Source organism: Aeromonas eucrenophila, assembly GCF_000819865.1.
GTDB lineage: Bacteria > Pseudomonadota > Gammaproteobacteria > Enterobacterales > Aeromonadaceae > Aeromonas > Aeromonas eucrenophila.
The window spans coordinates 627,657-652,919 of the sequence record NZ_CDDF01000001.1; the positions used below are offsets into that span (position 1 = coordinate 627,657).

Below are 25,263 nucleotides of genomic sequence, written 5' to 3' on the forward strand. Positions count from 1 at the left end.
CATGCTAAAAGGCGCCTATGGCGCCTTTTTTCGTTCTTCTCATCACGGATATTCGCTCCATGCCGCTCGACTCCCCCTGGTTCACCCAACTGCTTGGCCTGCTGGCCTGCGCCATCGGCGCCGTCGCCTTCCTGCAACGCCAGGATGCGAAACTGCGACTGCACCTGACCCTCAACGGTGCGCTCCTGGCACTGCATTTCATGCTGCTTGGCGCCACGGCAGCCGCCATCAACTGCCTGCTCTGTGCGATCCGAACCTGGGTCTCCGGCTACTATCGCACCCTGGGCGTCATGTTGCTGTTCATTGCCCTGTCCTGGGGATTGGTACTACCTCAACTGACACATCCCATTCAGTTGCTCACCCTGATCGGTACCACGTTGAGTACCTATGCGCTGTTTAGGCTGGAGGGGGTGTCACTGCGCTGGTGCATGCTGGCCAGCAGCCTGTGCTGGGTCATTCACAACATCTGGGCGGGATCGATTGGGGGGATCTTGCTGGAGGGGATGTTCCTCGTCATCAATGGCTACACCATCTTTTCACTCTACCGCAGCCAGCGCACGGCCCAGCCAGATAGCGTTCGATAACCGAGGGTATGCAGGGATGCCAGCTTCAGTTTGCTGACATCCCTTCAGTGAGTGCGACCAAGGGATGGAACTCGGCGCCTTATCGCGGGGTAAAGGGATAGTCGTGATAACCCAGCTCGGCCGAAATCTGGCCTGCGGCCTCATGCAGCAGACTGATCAGCTCGGCTCGTTTGCCCTCTTCAAAGCGCACTATGGGCAGCGACAGGGAGAGCCCGGTGATGATGCGCCCCATCCGGTTGTAGATGGGTACCGCAAAACAACGCAGCCCATGCTCGTTCTCTTCGTTGTCTTCCGCATAACCCAGCTCACGCACCCGCACCAGCTCAGCCAGCACTTCATCGATGTTGGCCAGGGTGTGCTCGGTGAATCGCTCGAAGGTCACGTTGGCCAGCATGCTGCGCACTTCCTCTTCCGGCAACCAGGCCATCATCACCTTGCCAAGGCCGGTGCTGTAGAGCGGGCAACGGCGCCCGATGCGCGAATACATCCGCAGATTGTATTCAGAATCGATCTTGTGCAGATAGACGACGCTGTTTTCGTCGAGCGTCCCCAGGTGCAGGGTCTCCTTGGTCAGCTTGCCCAACCGGTGCATCTGGACATCCGCTATCTGGATCAGGTCCTGATAGCCCAGCGCCTTGCCGCCCAGCTCGAACAGCTTCAGGCTCAGGGTGTATTTGTCAGTCTCCCCTTCCTGCTTGACATAGCCCAGGGTCTTCATCGTCTGCAAGAAGCGATAGACGGTGCTCTTGGACATCATGATCCGCTGGGACAACTCGGTGACGCCGATCTCTTTTTGCTCGCCCAGTGCCTGCAAGATGCCAAACACTTTCAATACAGACGAGACAGAATCCGGCGAATTATCTACCACTGACATGTAAACCTCCTTCAGAAACCTATCGTTTCATTATATTTGAAACGGCATCGCAATCATAGTCATGAGTCCCTCCAACGAGCCTCTTTCGACATCATTCCTCCCATCGAGCAGGCTTCCGTGATCGCGCTCACACCTGGCGCAGACTCGGTATTTCCTGTGCCTCACCGCGTCCGAAACCGAGCTGAGCAGGTGAATCTCCTCCCGTCGCCGACCAATCTTTGCGCTTAATCACACTTTAATGAAATGGCGTTTCAATTCATTTGATAGTTTCGTTTCATTAAATAGAATGAGCACATCATAAAAGTGGGAGGACATATGTCTATCAAGGTTGCCGTCATCGGCGAGTGCATGATCGAGTTATCCGAAAGCAAGACGGATCTCGTGCGCCATTTTGGAGGGGACACCCTCAACACCGCCGTCTACCTGACCCGTGCCAACCCCGAGTTGACCGTGCACTATGTGACCGCCATGGGTACCGATGCCATCAGCGGCGCCATGATGGCCCAGTGGCAGCAGGAAGGGGTTCACACCAATCTGGTACAGCGCCTCGGCCACAAGCTGCCCGGCCTCTATCTCATCGAAACCGATGAACAGGGTGAGCGCACCTTCCACTACTGGCGCAGCGATGCCGCGGCCCGTTACTGGTTGCAAGGGCCCGAGGCAGACCAGGTCTGCCAACAATTGCGCGAGTTTGACTACCTCTATCTGAGCGGGATCAGCCTCGCCATTCTCTCCCCCGCCGACCGGACAGCCCTGCTCCAGCAGTTGGCCGAGTGCCGGACTGCTGGTGTGAAGATCGCGTTTGACAACAACTACCGCCCACGGCTGTGGGAAAGTAAAGAGGCGGCGCAGCAGACCTATAGCGCCATGCTGGCCCTGACCGACATCGCCTTCCTGACTCTGGACGACGAATTTGCCTTGTGGGGCGACCACCAGGAAGCCCAGACACTGGCGCGCACTCAGGCACTCGGGGTTGGCGAAATCGTCATCAAACGGGGCGCAGAGCCCTGCCTCATCGTGCAGGGCGAACAGCACGATGAAGTGCCCGCAATATCGCTGGCCAAAGAACAAGTGATCGATACCACGGCAGCAGGAGATTCCTTCAGCGCCGGTTACCTCGCCAAACGACTGGCCAAGGCCTCGGCAAGCGAAGCGGCATCTTATGCCCACCTGCTGGCCAGCACCGTCATCCAGCATCGCGGGGCCATCATTCCCCTGCCGGCCATGCCGGTTACCCACACACTTTCTCTTTCCAGTGAGGCATCCCATGTCAGCATTGCTTGAAAAACTGTCGACCCTGAAGGTCATCCCCGTCATCGCCATCAAGAACGCCGACGATGCCGTAGCCCTTGGCCATGCCCTGATGGACAACGGCATGCCGAGCGCGGAGATCACCTTCCGTACCCCTGCCGCCGCCGATGCCATCCGTCAGATGCGTGCCGCCTTCCCCGACATGATCATCGGTGCCGGTACCGTGCTCACCACGGCCCAGGTGGATCAAGCCATCGACGCCGGCGTGGACTTCGTCGTCAGCCCCGGTTTCAACCCGCGCATCGTCCAGTATTGCCAGGCACGCGGCGTGCTGATGATCCCCGGGGTCAACAACCCCAGCATGGTCGAACAGGCGATGGAGCTCGGCCTGCGCACCCTCAAATTCTTCCCGGCCGAGCCCTCCGGCGGCCTGTCCATGCTCAAGGCCATGAGCGCCGTCTACCCGGTCCGCTTCATGCCGACCGGCGGCGTCAGCCCGAGCAATGTGAAGGAGTATCTGGCGCAAGGATCGGTGTTTGCCTGCGGTGGCACCTGGATGGTGCCCGCGGATCTCATCGATCGGCAGGAGTGGGAACAGATAGGCACCCTGGTCCGTGAGGCCATGGCGGCACTCTGATGATGGCGGAGCCCGGTAAACGGGCTCCCAAACGACCCACACACGTATCCCCATTTCATCCTCTCGGCTGGCATCACTTAGTGCATCAGCGATCAGGACGAACAATACGAAAAGGAAGACTCGCTGATGATCACCGGTAATTTGCAACGGCTCGACATGGCCATGCTGCCAGCCCCTCTCTTGCAGCTCTTGAGTCGCGAAGAGTGTTCTCATCAAAATCTGCTGAATAAAGCCGATGGTAAATACGACATTATCGACAATGCCGTTTTCTATCTGATATCCAGCCCCGTCACGGCGGATGAAAGCAGTGTGAAGAGTGAATTCCATGAACAATATCTCGATATTCAGGTATTGCTCACCGGCCAGGAAATTATCGCCACCAGCGCCACTATTTCCGCCCCCCATGATTATCAGGAGAGCAAACCGGATCTGATATTTGTCGAGAATGATGAAATCACGACCAGGATCATGCTTGGAGCCGGTGACTTTGCTATTTTCTATCCTGGTGAAGTACATCGTCCGACCTGCCAGATTGATGCCCCAGACAGAATTAAAAAAGCCGTATTCAAGGTCAGCAAGAGCTGGTTAGCCAACCACTGATCTGCCAACACCATCAATAATCAAAATTTTAATAACTCTGTTTTATAACAAATGAGGTAGGTATGAAAATCAAGCAGACGTTGGACAAGATCCCAGGCGGGATCATGCTGATCCCCTTGTTGCTGGGCGCCACATTGAATACCTTTGCCCCCGGAACCGCCGAATATTATGGCGGCTTCACCAAGGGTATCATCACCGGGACGGTCCCCATCCTGGCCGTCTGGTTCTTCTGTATCGGGGCCTCCATCAACCTGCGAGCCACCGGGACTGTACTGCGCAAATCCGGCGTGCTGGTAGTCACCAAGATTGCCGTGGCCTGGCTGGTGGCGATACTGGCGTCTCAGCTCATTCCCGAGCATGGTATCGAGGCGGGTCTGCTGGCCGGTCTGTCTACCCTGGCGCTCGTCTCGGCCATGGACATGACCAACGGCGGCCTCTATGCCAGCCTGATGAACCAGTACGGCACCAAAGAAGAGTCCGGTGCCTTCGTACTCATGTCCGTTGAATCTGGCCCGCTGATGACCATGGTCATCCTGGGTGCCACTGGGCTGGCTTCCTTCCAGGGCCACCACTTCGTCGGCGCCATCCTGCCCTTCCTGATCGGCTTTGCCCTGGGCAACCTGGATCCGGATCTGAAGGAGTTCTTCAGCAAGGCCACCGGCACCCTGATCCCCTTCTTCGGCTTCGCGCTGGGTAACACCATCAACTTCTCGGTCATCATCGACACCGGTCTGTTGGGGATCTTGCTCGGCCTGGCCGTCATCATCGTCACCGGCATCCCGCTGATCCTCGCCGACAAGTGGCTGGCAGGCGGTAACGGCACCGCCGGGGTCGCAGCCTCCTCCACCGCCGGTGCCGCGGTTGCCAACCCGATGATCATCGCCCAGATGAACCCGGCGTTTGAATCGGTCGCTCAATCCGCCACCGCCCTGGTCGCAACCTGCGTGATAGTGACCGCCGTGCTGGTGCCTATCCTCACCGCCATTTACAGCAAGAAATATTCGGTGAAAAAAGAGATAACGGTCGACTCGGTGCAAGCCAAAGTACGAAGTGCATAACCTGAGTATCTGACTGCGGCGAATATATTAGCTGCACATAGAAGCCCCTGACAGATTGAGCGTCAGGGGCTTTTGTTTTTATTACCGGAAAATACGCCAACCTATCTTCATTATCGACACTATGATATTTGCCGGTTCTTCTTCTCTGCGAACGCTTTGTATTCCACATTGCCTGATGCATCCTCCTCTCTCAGCCCTGAACTCGCTTTAGATACGAAGCAATACACATTGCATTGACAGATATTTTTATTTTTTACCAATGAAATGTGCATGACCAATCGCCTTATCCCTGTTGTGTTCATGATGCAAAAAATATTTGACGTCTACCCATTCAACACCGTTGTTGCTCATTCGCCTGATGGCCAACCTCATACGAATAAAGTCATCGCCCCAACGCTCACACCACAGATTCACATTGCTGTTTGCCATTTGGACATGGAGCACCTTATCCCACGGGAGGATACGCCATCGCGATCTCCATGTGACGCGAATGGCCGAGATCGGGAGCTGGAATTCCGACACAGGATCAGGCAAGGCAAAGCGGCGCTCCCTGCCTTGAGGATACAGACGATAATCCCGCACGATGACGTCATGGCAGCTGAATAGAGAGGCTTTGCGACCCAGAAGAGCCTGCCTGATGGCAGCCTATAAAATTGAGGTTTTATGAAAAACCAGCATCATTCACTTTGTTTAATTTATTATCCAGTGCAATCTTTTTGATTTAGCCACGGCACTTGCCTTGTCACGCGATAATCGATTTACTTGCCACCCGCCACAACGGCGAACGATATAAAACCAATAAATATTTTCTCCTGATTTCTCAGGATGATTATCCCGTAGATACAGATTGCTACAGGTTTTTTGACCGCATTAGCACTTTCAGACAGGTATGACACTCCAATGAAACGACAATTAGCTCCCAAAGATATCGTCGCCTTGGGATTTATGACCTTTGCGCTCTTCGTCGGCGCAGGCAACATCATCTTCCCCCCCATGGTCGGCTTGCAGGCCGGTGAACAGGTCTGGACCGCCGCCCTGGGCTTCCTGCTGACGGCAGTCGGGCTGCCCGTCCTGACCGTGATCGCGCTGGCGCGGGTCGGCGGTGGCATCGACGCCCTCAGCCTGCCCATCGGCAAACGGGCCGGTGTGCTGCTGGCCACCGTCTGCTACCTGGCCGTCGGCCCACTGTTTGCCACGCCGCGCACCGCGACCGTCTCCTATGAAGTGGGCCTTGCCCCCTTCTTTGGCAGCGATGCGACCCCCCTGCTCATCTACAGCGTCGTCTACTTCTCACTGGTGATTGGCATCTCTCTCTACCCGGGGCGGCTGCTGGACACCGTCGGCCACGTGCTGGCGCCGATGAAGATCTTGGCCTTGTCGGTGCTCGGCCTCGCCGCCCTGCTCTGGCCCGCGGGCGGCGCCATCCCGGCCACCGAGGCCTATCAGCAACTCCCCTTCTCCAACGGTTTCGTCAACGGCTACCTGACCATGGATACCCTGGGGGCCATGGTGTTCGGCATCGTCATCGTCAACGCTGCCCGCTCCCGGGGCATCGACAGTCCCAAATTGCTGACCCGCTACACCATACTGGCGGGCCTCATGGCCGGCGTGGGCCTGACTCTGGTCTATCTGGGCCTGTTCAAGCTCGGCGCCAGCAGTGGTGAGCTGGTGCCCAATGCCCAGAATGGCGCCGAGATCCTGCACGCCTATGTGCAGCACACCTTCGGCGGCATGGGGAGCGCCTTCCTGGCTCTGCTCATCTTCATCGCTTGCATGGTCACCGCCGTTGGCCTGACCTGCGCCTGTGCGGAGTTTTTCTCCCAGCACCTGCCTTTCTCGTACCGCACCCTGGTGTTTGTGCTGGGGGGCTTCTCCACCCTGGTCTCCAACCTGGGGTTGAGCCACCTGATCCAGCTCTCCATCCCGGTGCTGACGGCCATCTACCCCCCTTGCATCGTGCTGGTGCTGCTGAGCTTCACCCTGCGCTGGTGGAACAATGCCACCCGCATCGTGATCCCGACCATGCTGATCAGCCTGCTGTTTGGCATGATCGACGGCATCAAGGGATCGGCACTGGCTGGCATGCTGCCCGAGTGGAGCCTGCATCTGCCGCTGGCGGAGCAGGGTCTCGCCTGGTTGCTGCCCTCCCTGCTGGGGCTGATGCTGGCCGCCATCTATGACCGGCTGCTTGGTCGTGAGTCTGTGACGGTCTACCAGTAACCTCACCAGCCTGTGTAACGGGGGAGCAGACAGAGCCCCCGTGACAACGTCACGCGGGGCTGTTTCAGCCCCGCGTGTCCTCTCCCCTCTCGACCTATATTCTCCCTGAGCAATTCGCCTCCCCTCATCACTCCGTCCCTTGCAAAGGCCGACACTCATAGCCCCTCCGGGCCTTGAAGACCTCTTTTATGCCCGAGTTTCGGCTTCGCCATCTTTTGCGCTGTCGATGAAGACAAACCAGATACGGGCGGCCGTTTCACCGCCACCAGAATAGGGAGATAAGCAGGCCGCTGACGACAGGCGAGGTGTGTCAGGCGCCTGATGTATAAGGGTCAGGCGCCCTTGCAGCGATAACGAGAGGGCTTCAGGGGTGTGGAGGGCTGTCCTGCAACCAGCGGTAGACCCGGGCCACGCCGGGGCGCTGGCTGTCGGGCCGGGCGAGCAGGGCATATTCGTGATCCGTGCTGAGCACGGGGGCAAAGGGTGCCACCAGAGCGCCGCTGTCCAGCTCCTCCGCCACTATGGTGGGATCCCCGAGGGAGAGACCGAAGCCCTGCAGGGCCGCATTCATCGCCAGATCCAGGGTATCGAACAGCTGGCCGCCCTGGGGTTGCCAGGGTGTATCGAGGAAGGCCGTAAACCAGTTGCGCCAGTCCCGTCGATCCGCGCTGGCATGGAGCAGGGGCAACAGGGGCAGCTCCTCGAGAGATCGCTCGAACAATCGATGTTTGGCCGCGAAGGCGGGGGCACAGATGGGGGTCAAGCGCTCCCGAAACAACGGCCGGCTGTGGGGGTACCTGGCCTGAGTGGCTTGATAGACGATGGCGAGATCGAAGGGCTCGCGGGAGAAATCGATGCCGTGACTGTGGCTGCCGCGCACCTCGACCGCGTCCTCCTCGAACGCCTGCAGCCGTCGCAGCAACCAGCGGCTGGCGCAGGAGGGCACCTTGATGCTGATGGCCTGCTCATGGGGCAGGGTTTGCAGGGCGCTCACCCCCTCCCCCATGCGAGCCAGCCCCTCCCCGATGAAGGGCAGCAGCCGCTCGGCGGCCGGGGTCAGGCTCAGGCAACGGGTGCCGCGCACGAACAACAAATGGCCGAGCCGCTCCTCCAGCTGGGCAATCTGCTTGCTCACCGCCCCCTGGCTCACGCACAGCTCGTCGGCCGCCAGGGTGAAACTCAGGTGGCGGGCGGCACACTCGAACACCTGCAAGCCATAGAGGGGCAAGTGGCTACGGGGCTGGCTGGTCAACATGCAAGGCTCCATGCTTGAGAAAAACTCATGCATAACATGCCGAATAATCCGTTGTCCGGCAAGGGCCCGCGAGGCTAAAAAGGGACATCTTTCACACACACATCGGTGATGGCGCCATGTCCTCCCCCCGCATTCTCAGCAAACTGCCCCAGGTGGGCACCACCATTTTCAGCGTCATCGGGGATCTGGCCGACCGCCATCCCAGCATCAACCTCTCCCAGGGAGCCCCGAGCTTCCCCTGCGATCCTGATCTCATCCGGGTCACCCATGAGGCCATGCTGGCCGGCGAAAACCAGTATGCCCCCATGACCGGGCTGCCCGCCCTGCGCGAACAGCTGGCGAGCAAGATAGCCACCAGTTACGGCCATCACTACAATGCCGGCGAGGAGATCACCATCACCGCCAGCGCCAGTGAGGCCCTGTTCTGCGCCATCACGGCCCTGGTGCATCCGGGGGACGAGGTGATCATGTTCGAGCCGGCCTTTGACAGCTACCGCCCCATGATCCAGCTGCAGGGGGCCACCCCGGTGGTGATCGCCCTCAAGGCACCGAGCTTCGCCATCCCCTGGGACGAGGTCGCCGCCCGCATCACGCCCCGCACCCGCATGATAGTGCTCAACACCCCCCACAATCCCACCGGTACCGTCTGGCAGGCAGGGGATCAGGAGCGCCTCGCCCGCCTGGTGCGCGGCACCGACATCATCATCCTCTCGGACGAGGTGTATGAGCACGTGGTATTCGATGGCGCCCTGCACCAGAGCGTCATCCGCTATCCGGAGCTGGTGGAGCGCTCCGTCGCCGTCTTCTCCTTCGGCAAGACCTTCCATGTCACCGGCTGGCGGGTGGGCTATTGCGTGGCCCCCCGTCCCCTGATGGAGGAGATCCGCAAGGTGCACCAGTTCGCCATGTTCGCCGCCGATACCCCCATGCAGTACGGCTTCGCCCACCTGTTGCAACAACCGGCCCAGTATCAGGGGCTGGCGGCCTTCTATCAGCGCAAGCGGGATCTGCTGGCCTCGGCCCTGGGGGATTCGCGTTTTACCCTGTTGCCCTCCGCCGGCAGCTTCTTCATGCTGGCCAGCTACGAGCGCATCAGCGACGAGGCGGACAGCCTGTTCGTGCAGCGGCTCATTCGCGAGCACGGGGTCGCCACCATTCCCGTCTCCGCCTTCTATCACGACGGCACGGATCAGCGGGTCATCCGCCTCTCCTTCTCCAAGGACGACGACACCCTGCTGGCGGGCGCCGAGCGCCTGTGCGGCGTCTAGGAGGCAACATGGATTACGTGCGCGTTGCCGTTTTGCAGATGGTGTCGGGGGATGATCTTGCCCACAACCTGGCACAGGCCGAGTCGCTGCTGCGCCAGGCCGCGGCCGAGGGGGCCGAGTTCGCCCAGTTGCCCGAATATTTCTATTTGATGCCGGTCGATGAGCGGGCGCGGGTCGCCCTGGCCGCACCGGTGGACGCTCACCCCCTGCTGGCATGGGCGCAGGGGCTGGCCCGGGAACTCGGGCTCTGGATCCTGGCGGGCACATTGCCGCTCGCAAGCGAAGAGCCCGGCAAGATGCACAACAGCAGTCTGCTCATCGATCCCCAAGGGAACTTGGCCAGCCGTTATGACAAGCTGCACCTGTTCGGCTTTTGCACCGACAGCGAGCAATACGACGAGGCCGCGACCATGAGCCCGGGCCGGCAGGTGGTGAGCCATCCCCTGCCCTGGGGCCTGCTGCGTTTAGGGATCTGTTACGATTTGCGCTTCCCCGAGCTGTTTCGACTCGATCCGGCGCCCGATTTCATCGCCCTGCCCGCCGCCTTCACCCATACCACGGGCCTGGCCCATTGGGAGTTGCTGCTGCGGGCCCGGGCGGTGGAGAACCTGGCCTTCGTGCTGGCATCGGCCCAAGGCGGGCATCATCCGGGTGGGCGCCGCACCTTCGGCCACAGCATGATCATCGATCCCTGGGGCCGGGTGCTGGCCCGGGTGGAAGAAGGTCAGGGCATGGCCATCGCCACCCTGGATCTGGCCGCCCAGCGCAAGGTGCGCAGCCAGCTGCCGGCTCTCAACCATCGCAAGATATCCGTCGGCCCCTGAGGCCGGTACATTCAAGACCATCGGCATGACGCCACAGACGTACAACTACAAGGGAATGACCATGAAACTCAACACAGCCATGATGCTGATGGCCCTGGCCACCGCCGGCCAGGCCGCCGCCAAACCCCTGGTGATCGCCACCGACGCCACCTATCCCCCCTTCGAGATGGTCGATAGCAGCGGCAAGCTCGGCGGCTTCGAAGTCGATCTGGCCTACGCCCTGTGCGCGGCCATGAAGACCGAGTGCGAGGTGATCAACCAACCCTGGGACGCCCTGCTGCCGGGTCTGCAGGTGCGCAAGTACGACGCCATCATGTCCTCCATGAACATCACCGACGAGCGGCGCCAGAAGGTGGACTTCAGCCAGGTCTATTACATGATGCAAAACCGCTTCGTGGGTCGCAGCGACAAGGCCGCCACCTTCGCCGACGACCAGGCGCACTTCAAGGGCAAGGTGATAGCGGTGCAGGAAGGAACGCCCCAGGACAACTTCATCACCGCCCGTTACGGGGAAGTGGCCAAGATCAAGCGCTACGTCAACGCCCAGTCCCCCATGCTGGATCTGCAATCCGGCCGCGCCGATTACACCTTCGGCAACATGGTGCAGCTGAAAGTGGGTTTCCTCGACAAGGAGATGGGCAAGCAGTTCGCCTTCGTCGGCCCCCAGTTCAACGGCACCCAGGACAAGACCCTTGGTGAAGGGGTGGCGGTGGCGCTGCGCAAGAACGACGCCAAACTCAAGGGCCAGTTCGATGCCGCCATCGACAGCGTCAAGGCCGATGGCACCTTCGATCAATTGCTCAAGAAGTATCAGCTGGAAGATCTGCTCTAAGGCCGGTTGACTCGCCATCGAAAGCCGTATCACAGAATAAAACAACGCCATTCAATTGACTGGCGTTGTTTTATTCTGCTTACAGCTAAATGACTCTCTCAGTCAGCCTCCCCTGGCGGTCCAGGCTGGCTCAGTGATCCGGCTCATCCCCCGCCCAGGGCAGCCGATCGGCGATGCTCCGGTACAACACCCCGTAGTCGTCGTCGAAGTGGTGGGATCCCGGCAAGGTGACGGTGGTGACGTTCGGCTGCTGCAGGTGCGGGCAGAGCTTCACCGGGGAGTCGTCATCCGAACCCTGCACGCAGAGCAGCGGCAGGCTCTTGATGGCCTTGACCTCCGGCAGGGTGGGATAGCTGCCCGCCTTGTCGTGCACCACCATGTCGCTGACGTGGATCTCGAAGTCCGATGCGGTCGAGGGAGAGAGCATCACAGCCCCCACCAGGCTGTTGCGATAGGCCTGTGGCAGGCGATTGATGACGAAGGGCACTATCTCGGCACCGAAGGAGAAGCCCACCAGCAGCCAGCGTTGACGCCCCCAGCGGGACTGGTAGTCCGCGAGGATCCGCACCAGATCGGCGGTGGCCTGCTCAGGGGTCTTCTTCTTCCAGTAATAACTCAGCGAGCTCCAGCCCACCACCGGCATGCCGTGACGCTGCAACTCGGCGCTGAGCCCCTTGTCCAGCGCGGCCCAGCCGCCATCCCCGCTCATAAAGACCACCATGGGGGCGGACGAGGCTTGCGCCACCGGCAGCTCCACCAGCCCCAGATCCGCCTTCACCGCAGCGGACGAAGGGGCGGCAAACAACGGAAACGCAAAACACAGCAACAGTAATAACCAGGCTCTCATGGCCAACTCCTATTTCTTTATCAGCCCATTTTTCATCAAACTATTCGTCATCAATCCAAGGGGGCCACGGCTTATCAGGGAGATCAGGTGGGTCAGAGTCTTGGGCAACGCCAGCCGACTGGTGCAGAGCAGGTAACGGGGCTCCCAGTTAGGGGAGAACTTCTCCTTGTAGCGCCGCAGCCCCTGGAAGTTGTAGAAGCGGCTACCCCGGGTGAAGAGGGTATTGCCGAGCCGGGCCCAGTAACCGCCGAGGGGGTGATCGTTGAAGCCGGACATGGGCGCCATGCCGAGGTTGAAGCTGGCGTACCCCTCTGCCTTGCCCCACAACAGCAGCTCGACGAACAGGAAGTCCATGATGGGCGCCGCCCCCGTGTCCATGCTGTAGCGCATCAGATCGATGGAGAGGCTCTCCCTGTTGTCGCTGACCCAGAGGTTGGCAAAGCCGACCACCTGGCCGCCGTGCCGCACCAGGGCCGCCGGGCTCAGGGTCAGGTAATCCGGTTCGAAGCTGCCCACCGAGAAGCCCTTCTCCTTGCCCTGTTTGCTCTGCAGCCAGGTATCGGAGATGGTCTTCAACTCGGGCAGCAGGGCGGCCACCTGGCCAGCCTCCACCACCTCGAACGACAACCCTTCCCGCTTGCCCTTGGCATGGCTCTGGCGCAGGTTGCGCAGGCGACTGCCGGCGAGATCGAACCCCTGCAGATCGACGATAGCCTCCTCACCGAGCTTGAACGGGATCAACCCCTGATCCAGGTAGAGCGGCAGATAGCGGGCCGATACCTGATAGAACACCGGATTGACGTCGTGCTCGTCACACAGCTCGCGAAACTGCCAGAGTAGCTCTTCGATGAGGGCGGCCTGACCGATGGGATCCCCCATCACTATCCAGCAGTTGCCCTCGACCCCGTACATCAGAAACGCCTCGCCACCGGGGTGGAACAGCAAGGATTTGTCGCCGAGCTGCGCCAGATAGCCGTGGCCGCCCCCTTCTCGCAGCACCAGTGCCTGCGCCCGGGCCAGCTCCTCCTTGTCCGGCTTGTTGCCAAAGACCCGCAAGGGTGCCAGCAACTGCGCCACCCCGACCACCGCCAGCACGGCGACCACGCTGCCCATGGCGCGCAGGCCACGAGACGCAGCCCCGGGACCATGGGGCGAGAAATTGAGCCAGAGGGTGTGTTCGTACTCCACGTGACGGTAGGAGAACATCAGTAGCCACAGGGCACCCAGCAGCACGGCCCCCACCGACATCAGCCAGGCCGGTGTGAACGGGGCGTGCAGCAGGGATCCCTTGCGATAGAACAGCGGACGGCAGGGGCTGATGATCAGCAGGAAGAGCCCGAGCAGCAGGGCAGACTCCCAGTCAAAACCCTTGAACAGGGAGAAGAGGATGCCGAGCCCCAGCAACCACTGGGTGATCCGGAAGGCCCCGTCATGGCGTCGGTAGAGGCTGTGCGCCAGCAGGATCAGCAACACGCCGCTCACGCTGCCGAGCACGTGGGACAGCTCCAGCAGATGCAGCGGCAGCACCTGCAAAAACGTCTCTATCCGTTCCCGCATGGTCGGGATCATGCCGGAGCAGAGCAGCAGGCTGCCGGCGGCGAAGGTCCCCATGCTGACGAGGGCCGGCACGAACTCCCGGCTGGCGACCATGATCCCCTGCAGCCGATGCCAGCGCGCCCGCTGTTGCAGCGCCTCCTGGCTGGCAAACAGCAGCAGGGCGCAGAGGAAGGGCAGCACGTAATAGGCGAGGCGATAGAGCAGCAGGGCGGCCAGCAGCTTGTCCACCGGCAGATACTGGGACAGCAGCAGGCTCATGCTCGCCTCGAACACCCCTATTCCTCCCGGCACATGGGCCAGCACCCCGAGCAGGCTGGACAGCACGAAGGCACTGAGCAACACCGGGTAGGGCACGCTGTCTGTCGGCAGCAGCACAAAGAGCACAGCGGCGGCGGCCATCCAGTCGAACAGTGCGATCAGCAGTTGCAGCAGACGCAGCCTGAAGGACGGCAGGATCAGCTCATGTCCGCGCCAGGCGAGCACAGGTTTGGGCCACAGCAGATAACCCAGCACGGCCAGCAGCGCCAGGGCGCCCGTCACCTGCAACGACCAGCCAGCCCAGTCCGGCCAGCCGGGCAGCAAGGTGGTGGCCTGCCCCAGCAACAGTGCGGCGCCGCCCCATCCCAGCAGACCGAGGAAGAAGGTGATGGAGCAGAACAGAATGACGCGGGCCACCTCCCCCGTACCGAGCCCGAGGGCAGAGTAAAGGCGGTAGCGCACCGAGGAACCGGTCAGCAGCGCAAACCCCAGGGTATTGGAGAAGGTGTAGGCGATGAAGGAGGTCACCCCGACCTGTTGCCAGGGCAGCCGCTTGCCGACCATGCGCACCGCCAGCAGGTCATAGCAACACAGGCAGGCGTAGCTGAGCAGGGTCAGCAGCAAGGCGCCCCCCAGCTGTGGCAAGGGCTGGGACCAGATGGCCAGCCGGATGTCGTGCCAATGCCAGAGGTGGGTCAAACGATAGAGCACGGTCAATGCCGCCCCCAGCAGCAGCAAGCTGCACAGAGGGCCAATCCAGATCAACAGCTGACGCCGCATAAGCTTCCTGTCGCGAGAAGAGATGATGAAGACACCCTGTTGAGACTACTGGCAAAATCAGTCCAGGGTGAAAAAAACACAATCCAAATGAGAACGCACATTGGCCGATCGCTCCGTCGCCCGCCATGGAGGGCGGGCAGATCCCGAGCAACGCCTGCGATCCGGCCTGCCGGCTGCCAGCCTGACTCAAGCTCCCCTATGATTCACCAGCGCCTCCCCGAGCCGCCATTCTTCTTCTGTAACCTTTTGTACGAACTGATAAAAGGGTGCCCGGCAGACCAGGCTGCCGTGCACCCTTTTGTCGCAATTTTTCAGTAGCCGTAGAAGGATTCGCTGCGCAGATCCTCCTCGTCCAAGCCGGCCACCTTCAACGCCTCGCTGATGGCCTCGACCATGGGGGGCGGACCGGACACATAGCAAACCGGCTTGGCCAGCCCACCGATGGCCTGCCACAACCAGTGGCCGTCGAGCCTGTGGGTCTCCCCCTGCCAGGGCTGCGCCGAGCGCGCCATGTCCGTCATGGTCGCCAGCAGACGAAACCTCGGGTTCTGTTGCTCGAGCCGCTGCAACTCATCGAGAAAGGCGGCATCTTCGGGGCGCCGGTTGCTGTAGATCAGCAGCAGATCCTGAGGCGTCTGTTGCGCCGCCGCCTGCCTCAACATGCTGATGAAGGGGGTGATACCTATGCCACCGGCGATGAGCACCCCGGTGCGATCCAGGCTCTTGTGCAGGGTGAGCGAGCCGAAGGGGCCGTTTAGCTGCAGCTCTGTGCCCAGGGGCAGAGCCCCGAGTGCGCGCTTGAAGGGGCTGTCCCGCATGCGGGTGGCAACCACCAGCTCATTCTCATGGGGCGCGGTGACGATGGAGAAGGTGTGGCGGGCATCGGGAGATCTGGGATTCTCATGATGCCCTGGCAGGGTGAGATTCAGGGCCTGACCCGGCTTGTGGTCAAACCCGGCGGGTTTTTCGAGGTGAAAAGCCAGGGTGCCTTCGGCAAGCGGCTGGCGGGCGATCAGACGAACCCTGTATTCGGCCATGATGGGACTCCTTGTGTGGTACAGAGTGTGTGGTACCGCTTGTGTGATGCAGAGTGTGAAGAAGATGGCGGTGTTTCATTAGGATGGGATAGCAGGCCGAAATATTCCCGAAAAATGGGCAACCATAGGGGCGCTGACCCGGCCCTCTCGCCGCAAGGGGCCGCAGATGAGCGCCCCTCTACCCCGGCGAGGCGGGTCGTGCCATGCTGCACTTAGCCACTGTCCAACCATCCGTACCGGCCATGGGATGCTGGGCGCGAGCGGTGCCAGGCAAAAAATGCAGAAAGGAGTGCAGAGATGAGCGAGGGTGTATTGATCAGCCGTTTCCCCCTCAACGAGCGAGGGCGCGATCTCGCCGTCGGCGACATCCACGGCTACTTCGCGCTGCTGCAACGGGCGTTGGATAGAGCCGACTTTGATCCGGCCCGGGATCGCCTCTTCTCCGTCGGCGATCTGACCGATCGCGGGCCCGAGTGCGCACAGGCTCTCGACTGGCTGGATAAGCCCTGGTTCCACCCTGTCTGCGGCAATCACGACGACTACGTCTGCCGCCACCAGAGCTGCGACCGGGAGAATTGGATCCAGAACGGGGGAAGCTGGTTTGAGCGCCTTAGCCCGACCGAGCAAGACAACTTTGCCGCTCGCTACCGTAGGCTGCCGATCGCCATCGAGGTGACCACCCCGGCCGGCCCGATCGGGCTGCTCCATGCCGACTGCCCCTTCCCCTCCTGGCAGAGCCTGCTGGACAGGCTGGACGGCGGAGTCAGCGGCGGCCAGTTGCGAGCCATCAAGAACGTCTGCCTCTGGTCACGGCGCCGCATCGAGCTGATGGATGAGCGCGGCGTCGAGGATCTGGTCGCCCTGATAGTGGGCCACACCCCGGTGAGCGCCCCGGCCCGCCTCGGCAATGTGTTCTACATCGACACCGGCGGCTGGTATCCCCACGCAGGAGGCGTCTTCACCCTGCTCGATCTGCACAGCCTGACCCCGGTGGCCATAGGGGATCCCGAGCCACCAGACAGTGGCGATGCCGATCCCGGGTTCAACGCCTTCACCCGATGAGCCCCTTCGCGCCCGAGCGTTCATTAAACCGGCAGGCGGCGTGCGCGGGCTTCGTTCTGCCAGCGCTATGGTTTACCATGCAGGGCATTGCGGTGCCCGCCACCGCCCAACCTTGCCACCGCCACCTGCCGTGGCGCCGTCGATATTGCGGACACCCATCCCGGAACACATGAGCAGACCAGCACAACCCGGCCTCGAGCCCACGTTTTATTTTCACGACTACGAGACCTTCGGGATCAGCCCGGCCAAAGACAGGCCGGCGCAGTTCGCCGGCATTCGCACCGACGCAGATTTCAACATCATCGGCGAGCCGCTGGTCATCTATTGCAAGCCGCCGGCGGACTATCTGCCCGAGCCAGAGGCCTGCCTCATCACCGGCATCACGCCGCAAAAGGCGATGAAGGATGGCTTGTGCGAGGCGGATTTCATCCGCCAGATCCACGAGCAGTTTGCGACCCCCAACACCTGCGTGCTGGGTTACAACAGCATCCGCTTCGATGACGAGGTGACGCGCTACACCCTCTATCGCAACTTCTACGACCCCTATGCCTACAGCTGGCAGAACGGCAACTCCCGCTGGGACATCCTCGACATGCTGCGGGCCTGCTATGCCTTGCGCCCGGAGGGGATAGCGTGGGCCTTCGATGAAGAGGGCAAGCCGAGTTTTCGGCTCGAAAAACTGACGGTGGCCAACGGCGTGGCCCACGCCAACGCCCACGACGCCCTCTCGGACGTGCTGGCCACCATAGAGCTGGCCAAGCTGGTGAAACGCGCCCAGCCGAAGCTGTTTGACTACCTGTTTGCCCTGCGCAACAAGAACAAGGTCAAGGCGCTGATCGACGTGGTGACCATGAAGCCGCTGACCCACGTCTCGGGGATGTTCTCCCCCTGGCAGGGCTGCGTGAGCTGGGTGTCACCGCTGGCCTGGCACCCGACCAACCAGAATGCCGTCATCATGGTGGATCTCACCCGCGACCCCAGCCCCCTCATCGAGCTCACCAGCGACGAGATCCGCGAGCGGCTCTACACCAAAAAAGACGATCTCGGGGATCTGGCGGGCATACCGGTCAAGCTGGTGCACATCAACAAGTGCCCCGTGCTGGCCCCGGCCGCCACCCTGACCGCGGAGCGGGCGGACGAGCTCGGCGTCGATCGGGAGCAGTGCCGCAAGAGCCTCAATCTGCTGCGAGCCCACCCCGAGGTGCGCGAGAAGCTGGTGGAGGTGTTCAACCAGGAGTTTGTCGGCAGCAATGACAGCGACCCGGACACCCAGCTCTACGCCGGTTTCTTCGGCCACGGCGACAAGGCCACCCTGGATCTGGTGCGCGCCACCCCGGCGGATCTGCTGGGAGAGCGGGAATTTGCCTTCAGCGACCCGCGCCTGCCCGAGATGCTGTTCCGTTATCGCGCCCGCAACTGGCCACACACCTTAAGCGAAGCCGAGCAGAAGCGCTGGCGGCTGCACTGCAGCGACTACTTCAGCCGCCGTCTGCCGGATTATGTTCCCCGCCTCGAGGCGCTGGCGGAGCAGAATCAGGGTAACGATCGGAACTTTGCCATTCTGAAAAGTCTCTATCACTACCTCGAAGATCTCTGATATGTGAGTGATTTCACAGTTAAAGCCCTGTACGCGCCCCGCGCTCGCGACATAATGAGCGAGGGGAGCCAGACTCCTGACAATTTAATTATTTGTATGTACCGACGGCATGGATGCCGTGTTATCGACTCTTGGGGAACTCTCGTTTGATGCGTTCAGGACCAGCTGCTTTCACGCTTATCGCCTGTGCCTTGCTGCCATCGGCCGCCATGGCCGGGGCCCGTTTCGAGGTGCCGGACTATCTGCTCCGCCTGCCGGAGCAGACCTATCAGCAGATCGAGAGCAACTTCAGCACCCTTTACAAGCAGACCGACTTCACCCCTCTTATCACCAACAGCTATTTCAACCACTCCGATCTCTACCGCTTCGCCGGGATCCCGCTCGCCATCACGGCGCAGAATGGTTTCCAGATGGAAGTGTTCGGCCAGCTCTACAACAAGTCGTCCCAGATCTACGCCCAGATGAGCGAGGATCTCTCCCTCTATCGCACCCTGCGGGTCGACATGATGGGGGATCAAAGCGATGAGGTCGCCATCGGCATGGGGCTCGGCATTCCCCTGAGTGCCCGCCTGACCGTCAAGGCGCTGGCCTCCAGCAACGACATTCCGGGCTATGGCTCGTCCAACTACGCCGTCGGCGTGGAGTGGCACTTCTAAGCCAGGACGCCCCTGGCTGATTTTAACAGGCGACACCCTGTAAAAAGGCTCCCGCGGGAGCCTTTTTATCTGCTTTAACGGCATTTAGCGGTATCGCAGCACCCTGCCTTGCCCGGCGCGCAGCACAACTCGCTGCCCCACAGGGTGCTCATCCCAGAAGTCCAGGGCCCCTGCCGGTACCTCGACCTCCCTCTCAGCATCGTCCCAGTTGAACAGGCAGAGCAGCTCGCCGCCACCCGGCAGCGCCACCCGGCCACGGCTGAAATTCATGTCATCGAAGCGGGCCGCCGGCGCACGCTCCTCGCACAGGGCCAGCAGCTTGTGCAGTTGCCCAGCCTGAACTTCGTCAAGATCCCGCAGCCGGTCCCCCGCCAGCACCATGCCGCCGCTCGCCACCAGGGCGGCGAGGTGGAACTGGTAATCTGTCTCGCCGGCACGCTGGTTCGGCAGGTCCCGCAGGCAGACGCAGTCGGGATCCAGCGCCCAGAGCCGGTCGTTTTGCCAGGCACGGCAGAAGGCTTCCCGCGCAATCTGGCGAAAACGGGGGCCATGGCGCTCCACGTCGTCGCTCACCCGCATGCCGTGCACCAGGCCCAAGCTCGGCCAGATAGGGGCGTTGCAACCGAGCAGGAAGGCGCCTTCCCCCGCCCCGCGCAGTACCGCCGCCATGCCCCGGCGATAGGCCTCGACTCTCGTCGCGGACGGATCATGGAAGTGGCCACCGTGGATGGCGCCCCAGAAGTTCGCATCCAGCTTGAAGTAGTGAATGCCCCACTGCTCGCGCAGAGTGCGGAACACCCGCTCGAGGTGGGCTTGCACCTCGGGGTGGGTGCCGTCCAGCACATACCAGGGGGTGCAGCGCCAGCCACCGTAGGTGACCTTCTCGGAGGGCAGCGGCAGGCCGTCATCCCCCTTCACGAACCAGTCGGGATGATCCTGAAACACCCGGGAGCCGGGCTCTGCGATAAAGGGGGCGACCCAGAGCGCCGGCTCGCAACCTGCGGCGTGGATCTCGCGGGCGAGCGCCGCCACCCCTTGCTCGAACTTGGCAGACGGCGTCAGCCAGTCCCCCATTTTGGCCTGATAGCCGTCGTCTATCTGCACGTAGCGCAGAGTCGGGAAGCGCGCCGCCCGCTCCGCCAGGTTCTCGCGAATATCCGCCGCGCTCACGTCCGCATAGTAGTGATACCAAGAGCACCAGCCGCTGGGGCGGGTCGGCACGCTGTCGACCAGGCTGCCGTGCTCGGCATGGATCCGGGCCGCGAGTGTCGCCAACAGCGCCTCCCTGTCCGGCCCCTCCAGGCAGAGCAGGGCTTCACTCTGCCAATGTTCGCCCGGCAGCAACTGCCGTCCCTCACCGTTTATCAGGATCTGCAGCCGGCCGCTCGGGTAGAGCCGGAACTCGCCGCCGAAGCGCTGGCAGCTCGCAAAGGCCAGCAGCAGCCAGCCCGCTGGTACTTGTACCAGCAGCAGGTTGTGGACTGTGTGATAGCCCTGATCCGCCGTGATGTGATAGACGCTCGCATCCGGGCAGCGCCCCACCGGTTGTGGGGCCTGCCAGGTCCCCATGGTCTGGGCCAGCATCTGGAACCCCTCGCCGTAGATGGCCGCCGCAGGGTCTATGCCGAACTCGCCGTCAAACAGCAGCCAGTCGTGCACCGCCTGCGGCGCATGGCCGACGTTGTCGAGCCGCACCCGGCACAGGGGGCCGTCCCAGGCGGGGGTCTGCAACAGCTGGGGAGCCAGGGCGGGATCGGCGGCCAGTTGGCGCAGCCGGGACAACAGAGAGGGGGAAGACATGGGATCTCCTTCTTATGAACAGGAATGACTCTGGTCGCCATTGTATCGCCTGTGGGCCAGTTGACCCTGTTCTGCGCCCCCTGCGCTCTGCTAAACTGCGACCTCGCTCACAGTTGCCAAGATGAGGCCCCAGTGCTGCTTCAACGCGCCTTGCTCTACCTTCGTGATTTCATGGTCATCGTCGCCTGCCTGCTGGTCGGCAAAGCCCTGGCGGCCCTGCTGCCCTTCGCCTTCCCCGGCAGCATCATCGGCATGCTGCTGCTGTTCGTGCTGCTCTCCTTGCAGTTCATCAAGCTGCACTGGGTCGAGCAGGGAGCCGGCCTGCTGCTGCGTCACATGGGCGTCCTGTTCGTGCCGGTGGCGGTCGGGCTGGTGGCCTGGCTCGAACCCCTGCGCCAATCCTTCGGCCTCATCCTGCTGTGCGTGGTGCTCGGCATAGTGCTGATCCTCGCCACCGTCGGCCACCTCTACCAGAGGATGAACAAGCAATGATGTTCTGGTTTGCTATACCCCTGACCCTCGCGCTCTATTTCGCCACCCGGGCCCTCTATCGTCGCCTGCCCTGGCCCATCATCAACCCTGTGCTGCTGCCCACCGCCGTCATCATAGGCCTGCTGCTCTGGCTCGAATTGCCCCTCGAGCAGTACCAGCGCGGCACCTTCCCCATCACGGCCCTGCTCGAACCCGCCGTGGTGGCGCTGGCGTTACCGCTCTATCAGCAGGCCCGCCAGATCCAGGCCAAGCTCAAGCCCATATTGCTCTGCACCCTGGCGTCCGTGCTGATCTCGGTCTGTACCACTCTGGTGATCGGCCATCTGATGGGGGCGGATCCGGCGCTGCTGGCCTCCTTGGCCACCAAGTCCATCACCACCCCGCTCGCCATGAGCGTCAGCCAGTCGCTGGGGGGCATTCCCGCCATCGCCGCCGCCGTGGTGGTGGTGGTCGGCATCATCGGCGCCCTCATCGGTTACCCCCTGCTCAAGCTGATGCGGGTGACCGATCCCGAGGCCCAGGGGCTCGCCATGGGGGCCTGCGCCCACGCCATCGGCACCGCCACCTCCGCCGAGAAGGGGGTCACCCAGGGCGCCTTCTCGTCGCTGGCCATGGTGGTGTGCGGCGTGCTCACCGCCGCCGTCGCCCCCCTGCTCTTTGCCATTTATCACTGGCTCACCTGAGCGTCGAAAGATGGGAGGCGCAGGGGCTAACAGCCCGCGGTGTTCCTCCCATCACTCGCCCCTCTTCTGTTGACTCTCCATCGCTGGCTCAGCTGACGTCACCAAAGGATGCTGCCCATTCCCTTTCTCTCGGCGTCGATGCGATCTCTCGGGCCCATAGGGGTGCCAACCGGCAATGACGCTGGCCTGAGAGCCGCGCCATCTGCGAGCCGGCGCACAGAACGCACACAAATTGCGAAAGACAAACGTTTCCTTTAACATCTGCGGCCCTTTGCCCACCAAGGCGTGAGCGCGCTCACACATTTCGCCGCGCTTGCTCCCTACAATGGCCCCCCAATTGGCCTTTGAGGACACAGTATGCATCCCCGTTTTGCCAAGCCATTCGAGACCCTTTCTGCCCCGCTGCAAGCGGCCCTGCGCCCCATGCTGGATGAGGAATTCAACGCCAGCTTCAGCCCGGCACAAATCGCCGTGCTCAAAGCCGCCACCGGCCTCGAGGATCGTGCCCTGCGCCTGGCGCTGCTGCCGCTGGCCGCCGCCTGCTCGGTCGCCCCCATCTCCAAGTTCTTCGTCGGCGCCATCGCCTGTGGCCTGAGCGGCCGCTGGTATCTGGGTGCCAACATGGAGTTTGCCGGTCCTGGCCTGTTCCACTCGGTGCACGCCGAGCAGTCCGCCATCTCCAATGCCTGGCTCGGCGGCGAGACCGGGATCAGTGAGATCACCGTCAACTACACCCCCTGCGGCCATTGCCGTCAGTTCATGAACGAGCTGAGCACCGCCAAGACCCTGAAGGTCTCCCTGCCCGACGATCTCAGCGAGCTGCAGTCCTTCCTGCCCCACTCCTTCGGCCCGGCGGATCTGGACATCACCGATGCCCTGATGAGCCCCCAGGCCCACGACGAGCTCAAGCTTGAGAGCGACGACCCCCTGTGGCAGGCCGCGCTGGCCGCCGCCCGCCAGAGCTATGCCCCCTACAGCCAGGGCTACGCCGCGGTGGCGCTGCAGTTCGAGGATGGTCGCATCTTCTGCGGGCGCTACGCCGAGAACGCCGCCTTCAACCCCAGCCTGCCACCGATGCAGATGGCCTGTGCCCACGCGGTCTTGAACGGCGAGGATCTCGGCACTGTGCGCCGCGCCGTGCTGCTGGAGAACGGCAACAGCCCGATCAGCCAGCGAGATGCGGCCCAGTCCACCCTCAAGGCACTGGGAACGGTCGAGCTGGAGTACCAAGCCGTCTAATCGATGCCTTGAACGCAGAAAGGGGAGCCAGTGGCTCCCCTTTTTCATTTGTTTTCTAAATAGTGCGGCGCTTGGCAGTGATTTGCTAAATGCCGATACGGGGGCACCAGGCCCCCTCACAGGCCCATCAGGATTCCCAGATGATGCTCTCGCCACCGGCCCAGCGCTCGCCGATGTCCGCGTATTTCTGCTCGAGCAGGTGGCGGCGGATCTTCATGGTGGGGGTCAGCACCCCATTCTCGATGTTCCAGGGGCTCTTCACCACCAGGATGCCGCGAATGCGGGCGTGGGATTCCAGCTTGTCGTTGACCCTGTTGCGGGCCGCCTCCAGCTGGGCGTTGACCGCGGCGCGATCCCCCTTCATGGCGCTCTCGGCCAACTGCACCAGGGCCACCGGCTGCGGCATGCCGTACCCGATGACGCACAGCTGCTCTATGATGGGCTCCTGCCCCAGCAGCCCCTCGATGGGCACCGGCGCCACGTACTTGCCCTTGGCGGTCTTGAACACGTCCTTCATGCGGCCGGTGATGGTGAGGTAGCCCTCCCGGTCCAGCTTGCCCATGTCACCGGTGTGCAGCCAGCCGTCGGCGTCGATGGCCTCGGCACTGTGCTCGGGATCCTTGTAGTAGCCGATCATCATGCCCTCACAGCGGCAGAGGATCTCCCCCTCGTCGGAGATCTTGATGGTCACCCCCGGCCCCGCCTTGCCGACCGTGCCTATCTTGTCGGCCCGAAACGGGCAGTTGAGGGTGGAGAAGGCGTGGTTCTCGGTCATGCCCCAGGCTTCGGTGATCTCGATGCCGATGCGGTAGTACCACTCGAGCAAAGCAGGTGCCACCGGCGCCGAGCCGCAGCCCAGCACCCGCGCCTGATCCAGCCCCAGCCCCTTTTGCAGCTTGCGCTTGATAAGGCCGGAGACGAGCGGGATCTTGAGCAGCAGATCCAGCTTCTTCTGGGGCAGCTTCTCGAGGATCTTGATGCGGAACATGGCCCAGAGGCGTGGCACCGAGATGAAAACGGTGGGACGGCAACGTTTGACGTCGTCGATGAAGGTATCGAGGGACTCCGGGAAGGCGATGGTGGCGCCGCTGAACAGGCTGCCACCGTAGATGTAGACCCGCTCGGTGATGTGGGCCAGCGGCAGGTAGGAGAAGCCGCGATCGGCCTCGGTCAGCGCCACCGCCTCCACCAGCTTCTCGCAGGACCAAGCATAGCGCTCCACGCTCAGCATGGCGCCCTTGGGCTTGCCGGTGCTGCCGGAGGTGTAGACCAGGCTCAGCAGGGCGTCCGGCGCCTGTACCGGGCTGCCCTCGATGGGAGCGTGTGCATCCAGCAGCGCATCCCATTGATGGGGGGCCGGCATGGTGTCATAGGGGAAGGCGATGCGCAGCAAGTCCGCCGGCACCCCCGCCTCCTGGCTCTGCCAGTCATCGAGCTTGCCGACGAAGATCGCCTTGGCCTCGCTGTGGCGCAGCACGTATTCGATGGTGTCGACGTTGGCGGTCGGGTAGATGGGCACACTCACGTACTGCCCCATCTGCATCGCGAGATCGGCGATGAACCACTGGGCGCAGTTCTTGGAGAGCAGCGCCACCTTGTCACCGGCCACCAGCCCCAGCTCGCGCAGTGCCGTCACCATGCGCCGCGCCTGATCGGCTACCTCACCCCAGGTGAAGTCGACGTATTCACGGTGAATGGTTTGACGCAGGTAGACTCGGTCAGGACACTGCCGCTCCCAGTGGTAGAGCATCTCGAGCGGCAGTTTGTTGGCAATGCGTGAGGAGGACATAGTTCAATCCCTGAAACAAAAGGCGAGTCCCATTATTAACCTTTTGATAACACTCAGGGAAGC

General features: G+C 62.1%; 23 protein-coding genes. 15 read left to right on the forward strand and 8 right to left on the reverse strand.

The features are described 5' to 3' along the window. Positions 1 to 17: 17 nt before the first annotated feature. Complete coding sequence (locus BN1124_RS02550; RefSeq protein WP_231553584.1) at positions 18 to 584, forward strand: YgjV family protein; 567 nt, start codon at positions 18 to 20, stop codon at positions 582 to 584. Positions 585 to 663: 79 nt separating this feature from the next. Here BN1124_RS02550 and kdgR read toward each other — a convergent pair whose 3' ends face one another. Beyond that, positions 664 to 1,458: a DNA-binding transcriptional regulator KdgR gene (gene kdgR / locus BN1124_RS02555; protein ID WP_042638759.1), complete on the reverse strand. Its 795-nt coding sequence runs from the start codon at positions 1,456 to 1,458 to the stop codon at positions 664 to 666. Positions 1,459 to 1,773: 315 nt separating this feature from the next. Here kdgR and kdgK point away from each other — a divergent pair, with 315 nt between their 5' ends. The 4 genes from kdgK to kdgT all read left to right on the forward strand — a co-directional run bounded on the left by kdgK (position 1,774) and on the right by kdgT (position 5,004). After that, positions 1,774 to 2,742: a 2-dehydro-3-deoxygluconokinase gene (kdgK, locus tag BN1124_RS02560; protein WP_042638762.1), complete on the forward strand. Its 969-nt coding sequence runs from the start codon at positions 1,774 to 1,776 to the stop codon at positions 2,740 to 2,742. Beyond that, the gene (locus BN1124_RS02565) at positions 2,726 to 3,346 is read left to right on the forward strand and encodes a bifunctional 4-hydroxy-2-oxoglutarate aldolase/2-dehydro-3-deoxy-phosphogluconate aldolase (protein ID WP_042638764.1); all 621 of its coding nucleotides are present in this window, start codon (positions 2,726 to 2,728) and stop codon (positions 3,344 to 3,346) included. The genes kdgK and BN1124_RS02565 overlap by 17 nt, the downstream gene beginning before the upstream one ends. 126 nt (positions 3,347 to 3,472) lie before the next feature. Further along, the gene (locus BN1124_RS02570; RefSeq protein WP_042638766.1) at positions 3,473 to 3,946 is read left to right on the forward strand and encodes a NanQ anomerase/TabA/YiaL family protein; all 474 of its coding nucleotides are present in this window, start codon (positions 3,473 to 3,475) and stop codon (positions 3,944 to 3,946) included. A gap of 62 nt (positions 3,947 to 4,008) precedes the next feature. Further along, on the forward strand, positions 4,009 to 5,004 hold the full coding sequence (gene kdgT / locus BN1124_RS02575) for a 2-keto-3-deoxygluconate transporter (protein ID WP_042638768.1): 996 nt from the start codon (positions 4,009 to 4,011) through the stop codon (positions 5,002 to 5,004). Between the two features lie 246 nt (positions 5,005 to 5,250). On the opposite strand, the gene BN1124_RS21485 is transcribed toward kdgT, so the two are convergent. After that, entirely contained in the window at positions 5,251 to 5,586 is a 336-nt protein-coding gene (locus tag BN1124_RS21485; protein ID WP_197066157.1) for a hypothetical protein, read from the reverse strand. A gap of 318 nt (positions 5,587 to 5,904) precedes the next feature. On the opposite strand from BN1124_RS21485, the gene brnQ reads away from it, so the two are divergent. Further along, positions 5,905 to 7,224: a branched-chain amino acid transport system II carrier protein gene (brnQ, locus tag BN1124_RS02585; protein WP_042638771.1), complete on the forward strand. Its 1,320-nt coding sequence runs from the start codon at positions 5,905 to 5,907 to the stop codon at positions 7,222 to 7,224. A 364-nt stretch (positions 7,225 to 7,588) separates the two neighbouring features. On the opposite strand, the gene BN1124_RS02590 is transcribed toward brnQ, so the two are convergent. After that, a complete protein-coding gene (locus tag BN1124_RS02590) occupies positions 7,589 to 8,479 on the reverse strand; it encodes a LysR family transcriptional regulator (RefSeq protein WP_042638773.1) in 891 nt (296 codons plus the stop codon). 116 nt (positions 8,480 to 8,595) lie between these two features. On the opposite strand from BN1124_RS02590, the gene BN1124_RS02595 reads away from it, so the two are divergent. From BN1124_RS02595 to BN1124_RS02605, 3 genes are all read left to right on the forward strand, one after another. After that, entirely contained in the window at positions 8,596 to 9,747 is a 1,152-nt protein-coding gene (locus BN1124_RS02595; protein ID WP_042638776.1) for a methionine aminotransferase, read from the forward strand. A gap of 8 nt (positions 9,748 to 9,755) precedes the next feature. Then, on the forward strand, positions 9,756 to 10,571 hold the full coding sequence (locus BN1124_RS02600; protein ID WP_042638778.1) for a carbon-nitrogen hydrolase family protein: 816 nt from the start codon (positions 9,756 to 9,758) through the stop codon (positions 10,569 to 10,571). A gap of 61 nt (positions 10,572 to 10,632) precedes the next feature. Next, positions 10,633 to 11,403: an ABC transporter substrate-binding protein gene (locus BN1124_RS02605; protein WP_042638780.1), complete on the forward strand. Its 771-nt coding sequence runs from the start codon at positions 10,633 to 10,635 to the stop codon at positions 11,401 to 11,403. 130 nt (positions 11,404 to 11,533) lie between these two features. On the opposite strand, the gene BN1124_RS02610 is transcribed toward BN1124_RS02605, so the two are convergent. The 3 genes from BN1124_RS02610 to BN1124_RS02620 form a co-directional block, all read right to left on the reverse strand. Next, positions 11,534 to 12,250 (reverse strand): AcvB/VirJ family lysyl-phosphatidylglycerol hydrolase, encoded by a 717-nt coding sequence (locus BN1124_RS02610; RefSeq protein ID WP_042638782.1) that lies wholly within the window; start codon positions 12,248 to 12,250, stop codon positions 11,534 to 11,536. A 9-nt stretch (positions 12,251 to 12,259) separates the two neighbouring features. Then, a complete protein-coding gene (mprF, locus tag BN1124_RS02615) occupies positions 12,260 to 14,845 on the reverse strand; it encodes a bifunctional lysylphosphatidylglycerol flippase/synthetase MprF (protein ID WP_042638784.1) in 2,586 nt (861 codons plus the stop codon). Between the two features lie 311 nt (positions 14,846 to 15,156). Beyond that, entirely contained in the window at positions 15,157 to 15,882 is a 726-nt protein-coding gene (locus tag BN1124_RS02620; RefSeq protein ID WP_042638786.1) for a ferredoxin--NADP reductase, read from the reverse strand. Between the two features lie 297 nt (positions 15,883 to 16,179). Here BN1124_RS02620 and BN1124_RS02625 point away from each other — a divergent pair, with 297 nt between their 5' ends. The 3 genes from BN1124_RS02625 to BN1124_RS02635 all read left to right on the forward strand — a co-directional run bounded on the left by BN1124_RS02625 (position 16,180) and on the right by BN1124_RS02635 (position 19,197). Then, the gene (locus tag BN1124_RS02625; RefSeq protein WP_042638788.1) at positions 16,180 to 16,944 is read left to right on the forward strand and encodes a metallophosphoesterase; all 765 of its coding nucleotides are present in this window, start codon (positions 16,180 to 16,182) and stop codon (positions 16,942 to 16,944) included. Positions 16,945 to 17,113: 169 nt separating this feature from the next. Further along, positions 17,114 to 18,541: an exodeoxyribonuclease I gene (gene sbcB, locus BN1124_RS02630; protein WP_042638790.1), complete on the forward strand. Its 1,428-nt coding sequence runs from the start codon at positions 17,114 to 17,116 to the stop codon at positions 18,539 to 18,541. A 149-nt stretch (positions 18,542 to 18,690) separates the two neighbouring features. Further along, positions 18,691 to 19,197, forward strand: a complete 507-nt coding sequence (locus BN1124_RS02635; RefSeq protein WP_042638792.1) for a hypothetical protein — start codon at positions 18,691 to 18,693, stop codon at positions 19,195 to 19,197. A gap of 84 nt (positions 19,198 to 19,281) precedes the next feature. Here the strand turns inward: BN1124_RS02635 and BN1124_RS02640 are convergent, their stop codons facing one another. Next, positions 19,282 to 20,997, reverse strand: coding sequence for a glycoside hydrolase family 36 protein (locus BN1124_RS02640; RefSeq protein WP_042638794.1), 1,716 nt, complete (start codon positions 20,995 to 20,997; stop codon positions 19,282 to 19,284). A 132-nt stretch (positions 20,998 to 21,129) separates the two neighbouring features. Between BN1124_RS02640 and BN1124_RS02645 the strand changes: the two genes are divergently transcribed. The 3 genes from BN1124_RS02645 (at position 21,130) to cdd (ending at position 23,411) form a co-directional block, all read left to right on the forward strand. Continuing rightward, on the forward strand, positions 21,130 to 21,489 hold the full coding sequence (locus BN1124_RS02645) for a CidA/LrgA family protein (RefSeq protein WP_042638997.1): 360 nt from the start codon (positions 21,130 to 21,132) through the stop codon (positions 21,487 to 21,489). Further along, on the forward strand, positions 21,486 to 22,172 hold the full coding sequence (locus BN1124_RS02650; RefSeq protein WP_042638796.1) for an LrgB family protein: 687 nt from the start codon (positions 21,486 to 21,488) through the stop codon (positions 22,170 to 22,172). The genes BN1124_RS02645 and BN1124_RS02650 overlap by 4 nt, the downstream gene beginning before the upstream one ends. Before the next feature lie 357 nt (positions 22,173 to 22,529). Continuing rightward, entirely contained in the window at positions 22,530 to 23,411 is an 882-nt protein-coding gene (cdd, locus tag BN1124_RS02655) for a cytidine deaminase (RefSeq protein WP_042638797.1), read from the forward strand. 127 nt (positions 23,412 to 23,538) lie between these two features. Here cdd and BN1124_RS02660 read toward each other — a convergent pair whose 3' ends face one another. Continuing rightward, positions 23,539 to 25,200, reverse strand: a complete 1,662-nt coding sequence (locus BN1124_RS02660; protein ID WP_042638799.1) for an AMP-binding protein — start codon at positions 25,198 to 25,200, stop codon at positions 23,539 to 23,541. Between the last annotated feature and the right edge of the window lie 63 nt (positions 25,201 to 25,263).